Below are 13,459 nucleotides of genomic sequence, written 5' to 3'. Positions count from 1 at the left end.
AGACCGACGCGGGGCGGTTCGCCTTGCGGATGGTGGGGGTTGACGCCAAGATCGACGGGTTCCGCCCAGCGGCGGCCCGACGGACATGGCGCGCGAGGCATATGGAGGCGGTCAGCTACATCATCCTGATTGGTTCGACCCTGCTGATCGCCAGCATCCTGACCAGCTACCTGGCCTTGCGGATCGGCACGCCCCTGCTGCTGATCTTTCTCGGCATCGGCCTGCTGGCGGGCGAGGACGGCATCGGCCACATCGCGTTCAACGATCCGCAATCGGCCTTCCTGATCGGATCGATGGCGCTGGCCGTGATCCTGTTCGAGAGCGGGTTCGACACCAAGCTGTCGAGCTACCGCGCCGCCGCATGGCCGGCCATGTCGCTGGCGACGGTCGGGGTGGCGGTCACCACCGGGGTGATCGGGGTGGCCGCCCACCATCTGATGAAGCTGCCCTGGGCGGAAGCCCTGCTGGTCGGGGCGGCGGTCAGCTCCACCGACGCTGCGGCGGTGTTCTTCCTCCTGCGGGTCGGCGGCATCACGCTGCGCGACCGCGTGCGCTCGACGCTGGAGATCGAGTCGGGCACCAACGACCCCGTCGCCATCATGCTGACCATCATCCTGGTGGAGGCGGCGACCCACGGCTGGGCCTCCCCCTGGGCGGTGCTGGAGGAACTGGTCCGCGCCTTCTCCTTCGGGGCGGCGCTCGGGCTGGCCGGCGGCTGGCTGCTGGTCACCTTCATCAACCGGGCCAATTTCGAGACCGGGTTGAACCCGGTGGTGACGCTGACCTTCGCCCTGTTCATCTTCGCCAGCACCAACATGCTGGGCGGCAGCGGCTATCTGGCGGTCTACGCCGCCGGCCTGTACGCCGGCAACGTCAAGCTGCGCGGCGCCCTGGAACTGCGGCGCTTCCACTCCGGGCTGACCTGGCTCAGCCAGATCGTCATGTTCGTGATGCTCGGGCTGCTCGCCACCCCGCGCGAGTTCGGCGAGATCGCGCTGCCGGCCCTCGTCATCGCCCTGCTGCTGATCCTGGTCGCCCGCCCGCTGGCGGTCTGGCTCTGCCTGCTGCCCTTCCGCTTCTCGGCCAACGAGACGACCTTCATCGCCTGGGTGGGCCTGCGCGGCGCGGTGTCGCTGCTGCTGGCGCTGGTGCCGGTGCTGGGCGGTTTGGAGAACGGCCAGAGGGTGTTCAACGCCGCCTTCATCGTCGTCTGCGTCTCGCTGCTGGTTCAAGGCTGGACCATCGGCGCGATGGCGCGCTGGCTGAAGCTGATCGTGCCGCCGCGCCGCGGGCCGGTCGAGCGCGTCGAGCTGGAACTGCCCGGAAACGCCGACCAGGAATTGGTCGCCTACACCGTCCACGCCAAGTCGCCGGCGGCGCGCGGCCAGCGGATGCCGCGCTGGGCACGCCCGTCGCTGGTGATCCGCGCCGGCTCGGTGGTGCCGCCGCACAAGGTCAAGCCGTTGCAGCCGGGCGACCATGTCTATCTGTTCTCGGCACCCGACCGGCTGCCGCTGATCGACAAGCTGTTCGGCGGCAGCCGGGCGCTCGACCAGGACGACCGCGAGTTCTACGGCGACCTCGTGCTCAGCCCCGACGCGACGGTGGAGCAGATCGCCGAGATGTACGGCCTGCCCTTGTCGCTGGCCAACGCCAAGCTGACCCTGCGCGACCTGCTGCGCAACGAGTTCGGCGGCTCCTGCGAGCTGGGCGACCGGGTGCGGATGGGCGGTGTCGAGCTGATCGTCCGCGACATGGACGATCATGGCATCACCTCGGTCGGGCTGGCGCTGGAGCCCACCGGCGTCGGCAAGCCGCGCGTGGTCCTCTTCGCCCGCCCGCGGGCGCTGGCCGGCGCGCTCGGCGACTGGTGGCGGGAACGCTCTTTCCAGCGCTGGAAGCGCCGCGAGCAGCGGCGGGAAGGACGAAGCGGCGGACAATTGACGGACGACCGGCCCGGCGACGGGGTGGCGGGGTCGGATTAGTTCTCCCACCCGCTCCCTTCCCGATACCTCTTCAGGCGTGCGCCTTCGGCCCCGGCACGCCCACGCCCACGCCATGCACGCCCTGCCCCCGAACCATCTCGCCCAGCGCCTCGGCGGTCATCGGCCGGCCGAAGAGATAGCCCTGCATCATGTCGCAACCGACCGACACCAGGAAATCGCGCTGCTCCTCCGTCTCCACCCCTTCGGCGACGGTGGCGAGGCCGAGGCCGTGGGCCATGCCGATAGCGGCACGGATCAGCGCGTTGCTCTTCGGATTTTCCGGCACGTCGACGACGAAGGCGCGGTCGATCTTCAGCTTGGCGACCGGCAACTGCTGGACGTAGCTGAGCGACGAATAGCCCGACCCGAAATCGTCGATGGCCGCCTGGATTCCCAGCGCCGCCAGCTCGCCCAGCGTCCGCACCGCCACCTTCAGGTCGCGCACCGCCGCCTGCTCGGTGATCTCCAGCCCCAGCCGGGTCCGCAGATCCGGGCAGTCGGCCAGCAGTTCCTCCAGCCGGGGGGTCAGGTTGCCGCGCAGGAACTGCTGGCCGGAGATGTTGAGGAACACCCGCTCCGGCAACACGCCCTCGCCCTGCCAGCGCTCCATCTGGCCGATGGCGGTGGACAGGACCCAATCGGTGATCGGCACGATCAGGCCGCTTTCCTCGGCGACCGGAATGAACTCGCCGGGCGACACCGGCCCCAGCGTGTGGTGGGTCCAGCGCAGCAGCGCCTCGGCCGAGACGATGCGGCCGGTGCGGTCGACGATCGGCTGGTAGACCAGATGCATCTCGTTGCGCTCGATGGCGTGGGTGAGATGCACGGTGAGCAGCATGCGCCGCGTCGCCGCCGCCGCCATCTCCGGTGTGTAGAAGCACACCGCGTTGCCGCCGTCGTGCTGGACCGCCTGGAGGGCCAGCTTGGCCTTGGCGTTGAGATCCTCCAGCGACTGCCGCGGGCCATCCTGGAGGGCGGCGCCGATCGACAGCCGAAGCCGCACCCAGTGGCGATCGGCGTAGATCGAGGCGGTGAGCCGGTCGTGCAGCACGTCGGCCAGCGTCCGGGCGTGCTCCATCCCGTCGACCCGCGCCAGAGCCGCGAACTCGTCGGCGGCGATGCGGCAGATGTAGGTGTTGGCCGGCAGAACCTCGGTCACCCGGCTGACCATCGCCTTCAACGCCGCGTCGCCGACATGGAAGCCGAACGCCTCGTTGACGTCGCTGAACTGGTCGACATCCAGTGTGAACAGGGCGAAGCCGCCGTCCCCGCCGCCGTCGCGCAGCAGCGCCTCGCATTCCTCCAGGAAGGCGGTGCGGGTGAGGACCCCGGTCAGCGGGTCGTGCCGCGCCAGATAGGAGGCGCGCTGTTCCGCCGCCAACCGGTCGGAGATGTCGCGGATGATGCCGACGAAGGTGACGCTGTCGCCCAGCCGCGCCTCGCCGACGCTGAGATGGATGGGGAAGACGGTGCCGTCCTTGCGGCGGCCCAGCGTGTCGCGGCCGATGCCGATGATCTTCGGCCGCTCCGTCCGCATGTAGGTGTCGACGTATTTGGCGTGGTCGCGCGAGAAGGGCGGCGGCATCAGCACGGTCATGCTCTGGCCGAGCAGCTCCCCCTCCTCGTAACCGAACAGGGTCAGGCAGGCGCGGTTGATCGAGCGGATCAGGCCGCTGCGGTCGGACACGATGATCCCGTCGACCGCCGCGTCGAGCAGGGTGGCGACGAAGGGATCGCGGCGCGTGACGAACTCGGCGACGCGGCGCGTGTCGGCGGTGTCGAGAAAGCTGCCGAGGAACCCCAGCGTCTCCCCGGCCGCGTCGCGGTGGGCCAGCAGGCTGCCGCTGACCAGCGCGCGGCTCCCGTCCTGGCCGGCGACCTCGCAATCGACCGGGACCGACCCGGCGCCGGACCGGGTCAGGACGGCGACCGCCTCGCAGACCGCGCGGGCCAGCGGGTGATCGAGTCCGTCGAGGCCGGACCCGGCGAGGCCGGCCGGCGCGCGGCCGAGCAGGGCGGAGAAACGGTGGTCGGCGTGGCGGCACAGGCCGTCGGCGCCGATGTAGACCAGGGCGAGGTCGGTGTGGCTCAGCAGGCTGGAGGCGAGCGACGCCAGAAAGGCGGGATCGCGGGGAAGACCGCTCTCCTCCGTTCCATCCCGATCATGCTCATGCTCCGCCGGCTTCTCATGCAAGGACTTGTTCGCTTTCACCGCTGTCGCCGCACCATTCACGGACATGAATGGGCATCCCGCCGGAGGGATTATGACCCTCCCATCCGAATTTTCCAACGCCCCCAAACTCCGTGCCCCATCCGGTCGCGGACGGACGAAAACACCCATGGCAAACCACCCGACCTCGCGCGCGCCACGTCCGGCGCGCCATAAACCGTTTTGCACTCTAACGGTCATAGGGATGTCACCGATTGACATGGTTCAATCGGCCGAACGATTTTTCAACGGGACGAAAGTGTCATCGGCCGGCCTGGCCACGCAACCGGCCAGTGCGGCCTCTGCAACAAAAAGGAGGTGCCGGACCATCGGGCTTGGACCGCAAGCGGGTTTGCGGGCAAGATGCTCCCGGTTCCGTCATGCCTCCGCATCGGCGGAAAAAAAGCCGACCAACCCTGTTTCATGGGGAATAAAGCGCCGGCCTTCGACGTTCATTCGGCAAACACCACTGGAGTGCAACTCCGGACCGAGTTCGTCGGGCCACCACAACCGAGCAGCAGAGATGGGGAGCATCGCCATGACCACCGCCTTCCGCCACATTCGCCATGCCGACGGACGCGCGTATTACGAGGGAAAGCCGCTTTCCCTGGCCGATGCCCAGATCATGCTGAACGACGACATTCTGCGGCGGATGGTGCGGGTCGACGCCTATCTGCGAATCGATGAGTCGGGTCTGGTCCTGGAAACCGGCCCCTGCGGTGCGCCGTTGGTGAACCGCCCTTTCACCCCCCACGCGGGCCAGCCAGGATAACCACCGTCCCGACGAGGCAGAGCAGCGCGCCGGCCATGTCCCAGCGGTCCGGCCGCACCCCTTCGACGAGCCACAGCCAGAGCAGCGACGCGCCGATGTAGATCCCGCCATAGGCGGCGTAGGCCCGGCCGGCGAACTCCGCGTCGACCCGCGTCAGCAGCCACGCGAAGGTGCACAGGCTGGCGATCCCCGGCACGGCCCACCACGCCGACTGCCCCAGCCGCAGCCAGGCCCAGAAGGCGAAGCAGCCGGCGATTTCCGCCAGCGCGGCCGCCCCGTAAAGCCCCACCGCCAGGAAGGTTGCCGACTGCCCCATGCGCTTGCCTCCGCCCTCCGAAGCCGATATTTCGTATTTTGTTAAAATACGGCACAGTTTGTTTCAATTTTCCCCGGCCATGTTGCTGGGTTTTCATATTTTTTCAAGCGCACCGAGTCATGCTTCCGACTGGAACGGAAGCGGGACGCCATGATTCCGGGGGCGATGATTCTGGACACGATGAATCCGATGTTCGATGCCATCGAGACCATCAAGGGCACGGACGTGATCTCGGACGAGAAGAAATGCGCCCTGTTCCAAGGCATCGAGCGCCTGCGGCGAAGCCATTGCCCGCCGAACCAGAAGTTGTGCACGGCCTGTCCGACGCGGCGGCGCTGTCTGGCCGACATTCTGGATCTGCTGGGATCCTGAAGCCTTCCGGTATCGCCTGTTCCCCGGCCGGCGATTCTCCACGACCGGCTGGTTAACCCAATTTGCGGCTCTGTCACGTTTGCGCTCGGGACCCTTTCCGCGACCGGCCTGTTGTTTCCTGCATAATCAAGACACAACGGAGGTCCACCATGGATAAGGATCGTATCGAAGGCGCCGCCCGCACCGCGAAGGGCACCATCAAGGAAACCGCCGGCAAGCTGATGGGCGACACCAAGATGGAAGCCGAAGGCAAGGCCGAGAAGGCCGCTGGCAAGGTCCAGAACACGGTCGGCGGGGCGAAGGACGCGGCGCGCGACGCGCTGAAGGAGTAACAGCTCCCGCGACGCAGTGGACTGCGAAGCGACGAGGCCCCGCCCCGGTTCCACCGGGGCGGGGTTTCGCATGTCAAGGCCCCCCGCCGCGAGGCTCAGCCCGCCGGCAGCGCATCGAGTTCCACCGGGCGCGCCTGTGGAGGCAGCGCTTCACCGGACACCGCGCCACCGTCGCCCGATGAGCCAGCCTGGGCGCCGCTCTCCTCGCCCAGCCGCAGGTTCAGCAGGCGGGCCAGTTCCCACAAAGCGCTTTCGGCCAGCCCCAAGGCGGCCAGCAGCCGGGTCCGTTCGGTCAGCGGGATGCCGCCGTCAGCTTCGAGGTAACCCTGCCGCAGCCGCGCCGCCGCGCCGCCGCGATCGCCGATCATCGAGCGCATCATCCGCAGATCGTCGGTGTCGCCGCTGCCCAGCGCCGCCAGCGATTCGAGCAGCACCGCGTCCAGCGCCTCGACCAGGATGTCGGCGAAGCTCCGGCCGGCCGGCGACAGCGGCTCGCCCCCCAGTTCACGGGCGAAATCGAACAGGTGACGCTCCAGCGCCCGGCCATGGTCCTGACTTTGGAGGACGCGCATGAGCACCGGCACCAGCGGCGGCGGGATCGGGCGCTTGCACAGGTTGCCGGCGAAATCATCGATCTCGCGCGCCAGCGAGCCGAGCGCCGTGTGCAGGGCCGCGGCGCGGACGCCGGCCTTGCGCGACTCGTCCGGCCTCGATCCCTCGGACCTTCCCGCGGACAGCAGCGCCGGCAACGCCTGCTGGAAGCGGACCTGCTCGCGCTCCAGCAGGCGGACGGCGGTCTCCGGCTCCTCCAGCGCCTTGGCGAACAGGTGGCGGGGCACCGACAACTCGTCGTCCTCGCCCTGCCCCTGCCCGACCTTCGACAGAATGCGCGCCATCAGCGGCACGAAGGGCAGCATCACCGCCGTGTTGAAGACGTTGAAGCCGGTCGAGTAGGAGGCGATGGCGATCGGCACCAGCGGGTGGCTGACCGTGCCGTCGGCGGCGGTGACGGCGGCGCCGGGATCGCCGCCCAGCGCCCAGGCGACCAGCTTCAGCGACAGCGGGAACAGCGGCAGCATCAGCAGCACGCCGATGACGTTGAAGGCCATGTGGCCGTAGGCGGTGCGCCGGGCGTTGGGCGACAGGTTCAGCGCCGCGACGTAGGAGGTCGCCGTGGTCCCGACGTCGGCCCCCAGCGTGAAGGCGAGCGCCGTGTGCCAATCCATCACGCCCGAGGCGCCCAGTCCCATGACGATGCCGACGGTCGCCGACGAGGAATGGATGATCGCCGTGACCAGCGCCGACAGCAGCACGCAGAGCAGGATCCCGCCGTAGCCGTCGGCCGACAGCCAGGTGAAGATCTCCATCATCGCCGGGGCCGAACGGATCGGCCGGAAGCCGCTGGTCAGCAGATCCAGCCCGTAGAAGATCATCCCCAACCCGAGCAGAGCCAGCGCCGCGTAGCGGATTTTCGGCCGCCCGACGAAGAGATAGACCAGCGCGGCCACGCCGATCACCGGCAATCCCCACTTGCCGATGGGCAGCGCGACGAAGACGGTGGTCAGCGTCGTGCCGATGTTGGCGCCCATGATCAGGCCGATGGCCTGCTCCAGCGTCACGATGCCGCTGTTGACGAAGCCGACCACCATGACGGTCATCACCGTGCTGGACTGGATGACGCCCGTCACGAAGGTGCCGGTCAGCAGCGCGAAGATGCGGTTCGTCGTGAAGCGTTCGAGAATTTGGCGCATGCGCGCCACCGCCAGCGACTGGATGCCGTCGGACAGGAACTCCATGCCCAGCATGAACAGCCCCAGCCCGCCCAGCACGCGGAACACCATGTCCTGAAGAATGTCGGCGTCCATCGAGCCTCCGCCCCTTTCACAAAAGCGTCACGAAGGATACGCAGGCCATCGGAGAAGGCAAAAAGGAAGCACCACGAACGGATCGCCGGCGCAATTTTCCTTTGGACGGTTTCCCCCGGCGGATGTCCGGCAACCCGGCACAACCGGCCGGAAATGCGCTGTTGCCGCCCCACCGCGCCCTATCTATGATGCGCCGCCCCGGCCGGCCGGCCGAACGACGCGCTCAGATTCGGGTCCCATGCTCCAGTTCATCCGCAATTTCGCCGGTTCGTGGGTCGTCAAGATCCTGTTCGTCCTGTTGATCCTCAGCTTCGGTGTCTGGGGGATCGGCGACGTGTTCCGCTCCAGCGTCCCCACCACGGTGGCCGAGGTCGGCAAGGTCGCGATCGAGCGCGACGCTCTGGACCAGGAATTCCGCCGGCAGATGGACCGGCTGCGCCCGATGCTCGGCGGCAACCTGACGACCGAGCAGGCCAAGCAGTTCGGCTTGCTCGACCAGTCGCTGAACGCGCTGATCCAGCGCACGCTGTTCGACCTCGCCGCCAAGGACGCCGGAATCAGCGTCGGGCCGGACGTGGTCAAGCTGCGCATCGCCGACGAACCCGCCTTCCGCAACCCGCAGGGCCAGTTCGATCCGAACCTGTTCCGCAGCGTGCTGCGCAACAACCAGTTGACCGAGGAGGGGTATGTCGCCGTGGTCACCCGCGAGACCGCGCGCGAGCTGGTGGCTGGTGCCGTCAACGCCGGGGTGGCCGCGCCGAAGCCGCTGGTCCAGGCGCTCTACCGCTTCCGCAGCGAGACGCGCGTCGCCGAGCTGGTGACCCTGCCCAACGCGGCCGTCGGCGACGTCGGCGTTCCGGACGATGCCGAGATCACCAAATCCTACGAGGATCATCAGGTCCGCTTCACCGCCCCCGAATACCGCGCCCTGACCGTTGCCCAGCTCTCGCCGGACGCCCTGGCCAAGGACATCAAGATCGAGGACGACCAGCTCCGCGCCGCCTACGACGAGCGCGCGGCCGAATTCGGCACGCCGGAGAAGCGCACCGTCCAGATGGTGGTGATCAACGACGAGGCGAAGGCGAAGGCCATCGCCGAGGCCGCCAAGACAAAGAGCCTGGTCGACGCCGCCAAGGAGGCGGGGGTCGAGCCGCTGACTCTCGACAACATCGCCCGCGCCGAGCTGCCGGAGCTGGGCGACGCCGCCTTCGCCCTGGAGCAGGGCAAGCCCAGCGAGGCGATCAAGAGCGCGCTCGGCTGGCATGTGCTGGCCGTCACCGGCATCCAGGCCGGCTCCACCAGGAGCTTCGAGGAGGTGCGCGACCAGCTGCGCGCCGAACTCCAGAAGGAAAAGGCGCTCGACGCCGTCTTCTCCATCGCCAACCGCGCCGAGGACCAGCTCGCCAGCGGCGCCTCGCTGGACGAGGTGGCGCAGGCCCAGGGGCTGGCGCTGACCAAGGTCGCCGCCATCGACAGCACCGGCAAGGCCCCGGACGGCAAGGACGCCGCCCCCAACCTGCCCGCCCTGAAGGCGCTGCTGCCGACCGCCTTCCAACTCAAGCAGGGCGCCGCCTCCAACCTTACCGAGGGCCAGGGCAGTGTCTTCACCGCCGTGCGCGTCGACAGCGTCATCCCCGCCGCCGTGCGTCCGCTGGCCGAGGTGCGCGATCAGGTGATCGCCGACTGGCAGGCCGCCAAGCGCGCCGAGCAGGCCGCCAAAAAGGCCGAGGACATCGCCGCCAAGCTCAAGCAGGGCGCCGAGCAGGCCGCCCAGACGGTGGCGACCGAGGCCGGCGCCAGCTTCGCCATGACCACGCCCTTCACCCGCGAGGCCCGCTCGGTCGAGGGGCTGCCCGGCGACCTCGTGCGGCGGCTGTTCGACGCCAAGCCCGGCGATGTGGTCAATGGCGCCAGCGGCGACGCCCAGATCGTCGCCCGCCTGAAGGAGGTCATCGCCGCCAACCCGGCCGCCGATGCCGCCGCCCTCGGCCCGATCGAGAGCACGATCACCCAGGGGATCGAGAGCGACCTGATGGCGCAGTTCGGCAACGCCCTGCGCGGCCACTACCCGGTCCAGATCCATCGCCAGCGGATCGACCAGTTCTTCGCCGCCAGCAACTGAGGTCCCGCCCCCGCGTCCGCGCGGGGGCCTGCGAGAGAGGTTCGTGCCGTGAAGGTCCTGCCCGAGAACACCGCCTTCGACGCCGTCTACGCCGCCGGCCGGCCGCAGGTGGTGTGGACCACCCTGGTCAGCGACCTGGAGACCCCGGTCTCCGCCTACATGAAGCTGGCGGACGGCCGCCCCTTCGGCTTCCTGCTGGAATCGGCGGAGCGCGGTGCCGGGTCGCGGCGCGACCGCTACTCGGTGATCGGCTTCAAGCCCGACGTGGTGTGGCGCTCGCGCGGGGCCAGGGCGGAGATCAACCGCGACGCCCTGCACGACCGCGACGCCTACCGGCCCGTCGACTCCGCCCCGCTGGAAGCGCTGCGCGCGCTCATCAACGAGAGCCGCATCGAACTGCCGGCCGAGCTGCCGCCGATGGCCGCCGGCCTGTTCGGCTACATGACCTACGACATGGTCCGGCTGATGGAGCGTCTGCCCGACGCCAACCCGGACGAGCTGAACATCCCCGACGCCATCCTGACGCGGCCCAGCATCGTCGCCATCTTCGACAGCCACACCGATTCGATCACGCTGGTGACGCCGGTCTGGCCGAAGGCCGGGCTGGACGCGGCGGCCGCCTACGCCGACGCGCGCGAGCGGCTGACCGACGCGCTGGCCGACCTGGAGCGCCCGCTGCCCTACCGGCGCGAGCCGCGCAGCGACGCCGGGCTTCCGCTCGCCTGGACCTCCAACACGACACGCGAGGAGTATCACGCGATCGTCGAGCGGGCGAAGGAGTACATCCGCGCCGGCGACATCTTCCAGGTCGTGCCGTCCCAGCGCATCCGCTTCCCCTTCAAGCCGTCGCCGCTGGCGCTGTACCGCACGCTGCGCCGCCTGAACCCGTCGCCCTTCCTGTTCCACTGCGACTTCGGCGAGTTGACCATCGTCGGCTCCAGCCCCGAGATCCTGGTCCGCGTGCGCGACGGCAAGGTGACGGTTCGCCCCATCGCCGGCACCCGCAAGCGCGGCGCCACGCCGGAGGAGGACCGGGCGCTCGCCGACGACCTGCTGAGCGATCCCAAGGAACTGGCCGAGCATCTCATGCTGCTCGACCTCGGCCGCAACGACGTCGGCCGCGTGGCCAAGGTCGGGACCGTCAAGGTGACGGCCAAGATGATCGTCGAGCTGTACAGCCACGTCATGCACATCGTGTCCAACGTCGAGGGCGACCTCGACCCGAAGCATGACGCGCTGGATGCGCTGATCGCCGGCTTCCCGGCCGGCACGGTGTCCGGCGCGCCGAAGGTCCGCGCCATGGAGATCATCGACGAGCTGGAAAAGGCACGGCGCGGCGTCTATGCCGGCTGCGTCGGCTATTTCGGCGCCTCGGGGGCGATGGACACCTGCATCGCGCTGCGCACGGCGGTCCTGAAGGACGGCATGATGTATGTCCAGGCCGGCGGCGGCGTCGTCGCCGACAGCGACCCGGAAGCCGAGTACCAGGAGACCGTCAACAAGGCCAAGGCGTTGATCCGCGCGGCCGAGGAAACGGTCAAGGCGACCTCCGCGCGGTAGGTGTCCGGCAGTTCCAGGAGCCCTTCCCCCGACATGGAGGAGAGGCTCCCGGAGCGTTCCGTCACCGCTTCGGCCGTTCCGACCGGCTGTAATTGCTGAAATGCCCTTCGCGCGCCGCCTGTCTGCGGGCGCCCTGGATGATCGCGCCGGACTTGCCCTCGGCGGCGATCGACGACACCAGACGGGTCACGTCGACGCTCGCGCAAGCCGGACAGGGCGGCGTCTCGGAAAAGCGGGCCAGGGTTTCGAAGCCGTGGTCACAGGCTTTGCAACGGAACGAATAGAGCGGCATGGGGCCTCGCGGACAGGTGCGGTGGTGATCCGGACCCGCCGAGTATTCCCCCATGACCGTAAAAATAAAATGGTTTTGTTGCGGCGCAGCGCTCAGGCGGCGCCGCCGAAGTCGAAGCCGGCGGCCTCGACCGCCGTCCGCACCGTTTCCAGCGGCACGCCGCCCGCGACGATCACGGTGCCGACGGACAGATCGACGGTGACGGCGGCGGCCGGCGCCGCCTTGACGATGGCGTTCGAAACCGAACGGGCACAGCCGCTGCAGGTCATCCCGCCCACCTTGTACGCATCAGTCATGACTTCACTCTCCTCGTGGGCACGCCTCAGCCGCCCGCGTGATGCGCGCGGACCACGGCGCTGACCGGGACCAGAACGAACCCACGCTTTTGCACATCCGGCACCCAGGACGCCAGTGCCTCGATTGTCGCATCATAGGGATGCCCGATGGCGATGCCGTAGCCCTGGCGCTTCGCGACCTGCTCGACCTTGGCCAACTGGGCGCGAATGGCGGCGACCTGGGCGGTGTTGTCGAGGAAGATGTCGCGACCGGCGAAGGGCATCCTCAGTTCCTGGGCTAGGCCGATGCCGGCGCTTTTCGGAGTCGTCCGGCTGTCCAGCCACAGCAGGCCGCGCCGGTGAAGCTCGGCCAGCACCGGGGCCAGCGCCGCGCGGTCGGCGGTGAATCGGCTGCCCATGTGGTTGTTCACCCCGACATAGCCGTCGAAGCTGTCGAGCGCCGCGCGGAAGCGGCGCAGGACCTCCCCCTTGTCGAGCGAGACCAGCAGCGCCTCGGGGCCTGGGTCGGCCTTGACGCTGGGTTCCATGGGCATGTGCAGCATCAGCTCGTGCCCGTTGGCGCGGGCGGCGCGGGCCTGGGCCGGCAGGTCACGGGCATAGGGCAGCCAGGACAGGGTCAGCGGCCCCGGCAACGCCGCCATCCGGGCCGCACGCCTGCGGTCCAGCCCCATGTCGTCGATGACGATGGCGATCACCGGCTTGCCCGCCGGCACCGTCACCGGCACGGCGTTCCTCCGCCATAGGGCGGCGTTGCCGGCCGGCGGCTGCACCGGCGGATGGGCGGGCGGCGCCGGTGGCGGCAGCATCGCCAGGGTTGTCGGCAGCGGAGCGGGTGATGGAGCGACCGGAGGCGGAGCGGCGACCTCCTCCTCTTCCGCGCCCATCGCCGGATCCGGCCGAACGATCGGGGGCGGCGTGGGAACCACCGGTTCGACCGGCGACGGAGCCTTGACGGTGACGGGGGACGGGGGCGGCTGAGGAACCGGAGCCGGCGCCGAGACGGCAGGCTGGACCGGCCGTGCGGGGGCCGCGACCTGAACCGCCGGCTTGCTTCCGGACTCCGTCACCAGCGACACGCCGAAGCCGATGGCGAAGACCGCCGCGACGGCCGCGAGTGCCAGAACGAGCGGGTTTCTGGCGAGACCGGCCTTGCCAGCCGCTTTGCCTGCGGTCTTGCGGGTGGCCTTGCGCGGGGTCTTGCGGACCATGGCGGGACGTTCCATCCTGATGACGACGAAAGGGCGGCACAGTGGCACCCGGCCACCACCCGCCGCAACCGGCCTTTCGGCGCGAGCACGCAGGGCAGCACCGACGGCGGAGCTTGACCGGCGCCGGCGC

At 69.2% G+C, this 13,459-nt stretch carries 13 protein-coding genes; 6 read left to right on the top strand and 7 right to left on the bottom strand.

Features of this window, described 5'->3' with window-relative positions:
- Positions 1-101 precede the first annotated feature (101 nt).
- On the top strand, positions 102-1,985 hold the full coding sequence (locus tag J2847_RS02705) for a potassium/proton antiporter (protein WP_209776826.1): 1,884 nt from the start codon (positions 102-104) through the stop codon (positions 1,983-1,985).
- A 31-nt stretch (positions 1,986-2,016) separates the two neighbouring features.
- Here J2847_RS02705 and J2847_RS02700 read toward each other — a convergent pair whose 3' ends face one another.
- Positions 2,017-4,224: a putative bifunctional diguanylate cyclase/phosphodiesterase gene (locus tag J2847_RS02700; protein ID WP_209776824.1), complete on the bottom strand. Its 2,208-nt coding sequence runs from the start codon at positions 4,222-4,224 to the stop codon at positions 2,017-2,019.
- A 348-nt stretch (positions 4,225-4,572) separates the two neighbouring features.
- A complete protein-coding gene (locus J2847_RS02695; protein ID WP_179166229.1) occupies positions 4,573-4,734 on the bottom strand; it encodes a hypothetical protein in 162 nt (53 codons plus the stop codon).
- Between J2847_RS02695 and J2847_RS02690 the strand changes: the two genes are divergently transcribed.
- On the top strand, positions 4,733-4,966 hold the full coding sequence (locus J2847_RS02690) for a hypothetical protein (RefSeq protein ID WP_143268465.1): 234 nt from the start codon (positions 4,733-4,735) through the stop codon (positions 4,964-4,966). The genes J2847_RS02695 and J2847_RS02690 overlap by 2 nt on opposite strands.
- On the opposite strand, the gene J2847_RS02685 is transcribed toward J2847_RS02690, so the two are convergent.
- Complete coding sequence (locus J2847_RS02685) at positions 4,938-5,282, bottom strand: YnfA family protein (RefSeq protein ID WP_209776823.1); 345 nt, start codon at positions 5,280-5,282, stop codon at positions 4,938-4,940. The two genes, J2847_RS02690 and J2847_RS02685, sit on opposite strands and share 29 nt — an antisense overlap.
- Before the next feature lie 165 nt (positions 5,283-5,447).
- Here J2847_RS02685 and J2847_RS02680 point away from each other — a divergent pair, with 165 nt between their 5' ends.
- Complete coding sequence (locus tag J2847_RS02680; protein WP_209776821.1) at positions 5,448-5,654, top strand: hypothetical protein; 207 nt, start codon at positions 5,448-5,450, stop codon at positions 5,652-5,654.
- Positions 5,655-5,803: 149 nt separating this feature from the next.
- A complete protein-coding gene (locus tag J2847_RS02675) occupies positions 5,804-5,986 on the top strand; it encodes a CsbD family protein (protein WP_209776819.1) in 183 nt (60 codons plus the stop codon).
- Positions 5,987-6,081: 95 nt separating this feature from the next.
- Here J2847_RS02675 and J2847_RS02670 read toward each other — a convergent pair whose 3' ends face one another.
- The gene (locus tag J2847_RS02670; RefSeq protein ID WP_209776818.1) at positions 6,082-7,851 is read right to left on the bottom strand and encodes a Na/Pi cotransporter family protein; all 1,770 of its coding nucleotides are present in this window, start codon (positions 7,849-7,851) and stop codon (positions 6,082-6,084) included.
- Positions 7,852-8,089: 238 nt separating this feature from the next.
- On the opposite strand from J2847_RS02670, the gene J2847_RS02665 reads away from it, so the two are divergent.
- Both J2847_RS02665 and trpE read left to right on the top strand, forming a co-directional pair.
- A complete protein-coding gene (locus tag J2847_RS02665; protein WP_209776816.1) occupies positions 8,090-9,973 on the top strand; it encodes a peptidylprolyl isomerase in 1,884 nt (627 codons plus the stop codon).
- A gap of 48 nt (positions 9,974-10,021) precedes the next feature.
- Positions 10,022-11,533, top strand: a complete 1,512-nt coding sequence (gene trpE, locus J2847_RS02660) for an anthranilate synthase component I (RefSeq protein ID WP_209776814.1) — start codon at positions 10,022-10,024, stop codon at positions 11,531-11,533.
- A gap of 61 nt (positions 11,534-11,594) precedes the next feature.
- On the opposite strand, the gene J2847_RS02655 is transcribed toward trpE, so the two are convergent.
- The 3 genes from J2847_RS02655 to J2847_RS02645 all read right to left on the bottom strand — a co-directional run bounded on the left by J2847_RS02655 (position 11,595) and on the right by J2847_RS02645 (position 13,329).
- Positions 11,595-11,825: an FmdB family zinc ribbon protein gene (locus J2847_RS02655; RefSeq protein WP_209776813.1), complete on the bottom strand. Its 231-nt coding sequence runs from the start codon at positions 11,823-11,825 to the stop codon at positions 11,595-11,597.
- 92 nt (positions 11,826-11,917) lie between these two features.
- Entirely contained in the window at positions 11,918-12,121 is a 204-nt protein-coding gene (locus J2847_RS02650; protein ID WP_085556828.1) for a heavy-metal-associated domain-containing protein, read from the bottom strand.
- Between the two features lie 26 nt (positions 12,122-12,147).
- A complete protein-coding gene (locus J2847_RS02645; protein WP_209776811.1) occupies positions 12,148-13,329 on the bottom strand; it encodes a divergent polysaccharide deacetylase family protein in 1,182 nt (393 codons plus the stop codon).
- Between the last annotated feature and the right edge of the window lie 130 nt (positions 13,330-13,459).

The sequence above is a fragment of the Azospirillum agricola genome (assembly GCF_017876095.1).
Lineage (GTDB): Bacteria > Pseudomonadota > Alphaproteobacteria > Azospirillales > Azospirillaceae > Azospirillum > Azospirillum agricola.
Note: the sequence above shows the minus strand (reverse complement) of the source record. Positions and strands in the feature narration are given on the sequence as shown.

What these genes read in the sequence shown, in the direction of transcription:
- J2847_RS02705 (WP_209776826.1), top strand. Translation starts at nt 102, where the DNA reads ATGGAGGCGGTCAGCTACATCATCCTGATTGGTTCGACCCTGCTGATC.
- J2847_RS02700 (WP_209776824.1), bottom strand. Translation starts at nt 4,224, where the DNA reads ATGTCCGTGAATGGTGCGGCGACAGCGGTGAAAGCGAACAAGTCCTTG.
- J2847_RS02690 (WP_143268465.1), top strand. Translation starts at nt 4,733, where the DNA reads ATGACCACCGCCTTCCGCCACATTCGCCATGCCGACGGACGCGCGTAT.
- J2847_RS02695 (WP_179166229.1), bottom strand. Translation starts at nt 4,734, where the DNA reads ATGGCGATGCTCCCCATCTCTGCTGCTCGGTTGTGGTGGCCCGACGAA.
- J2847_RS02685 (WP_209776823.1), bottom strand. Translation starts at nt 5,282, where the DNA reads ATGGGGCAGTCGGCAACCTTCCTGGCGGTGGGGCTTTACGGGGCGGCC.
- J2847_RS02680 (WP_209776821.1), top strand. Translation starts at nt 5,448, where the DNA reads ATGATTCTGGACACGATGAATCCGATGTTCGATGCCATCGAGACCATC.
- J2847_RS02675 (WP_209776819.1), top strand. Translation starts at nt 5,804, where the DNA reads ATGGATAAGGATCGTATCGAAGGCGCCGCCCGCACCGCGAAGGGCACC.
- J2847_RS02670 (WP_209776818.1), bottom strand. Translation starts at nt 7,851, where the DNA reads ATGGACGCCGACATTCTTCAGGACATGGTGTTCCGCGTGCTGGGCGGG.
- J2847_RS02665 (WP_209776816.1), top strand. Translation starts at nt 8,090, where the DNA reads ATGCTCCAGTTCATCCGCAATTTCGCCGGTTCGTGGGTCGTCAAGATC.
- J2847_RS02655 (WP_209776813.1), bottom strand. Translation starts at nt 11,825, where the DNA reads ATGCCGCTCTATTCGTTCCGTTGCAAAGCCTGTGACCACGGCTTCGAA.
- J2847_RS02650 (WP_085556828.1), bottom strand. Translation starts at nt 12,121, where the DNA reads ATGACTGATGCGTACAAGGTGGGCGGGATGACCTGCAGCGGCTGTGCC.
- J2847_RS02645 (WP_209776811.1), bottom strand. Translation starts at nt 13,329, where the DNA reads ATGGTCCGCAAGACCCCGCGCAAGGCCACCCGCAAGACCGCAGGCAAA.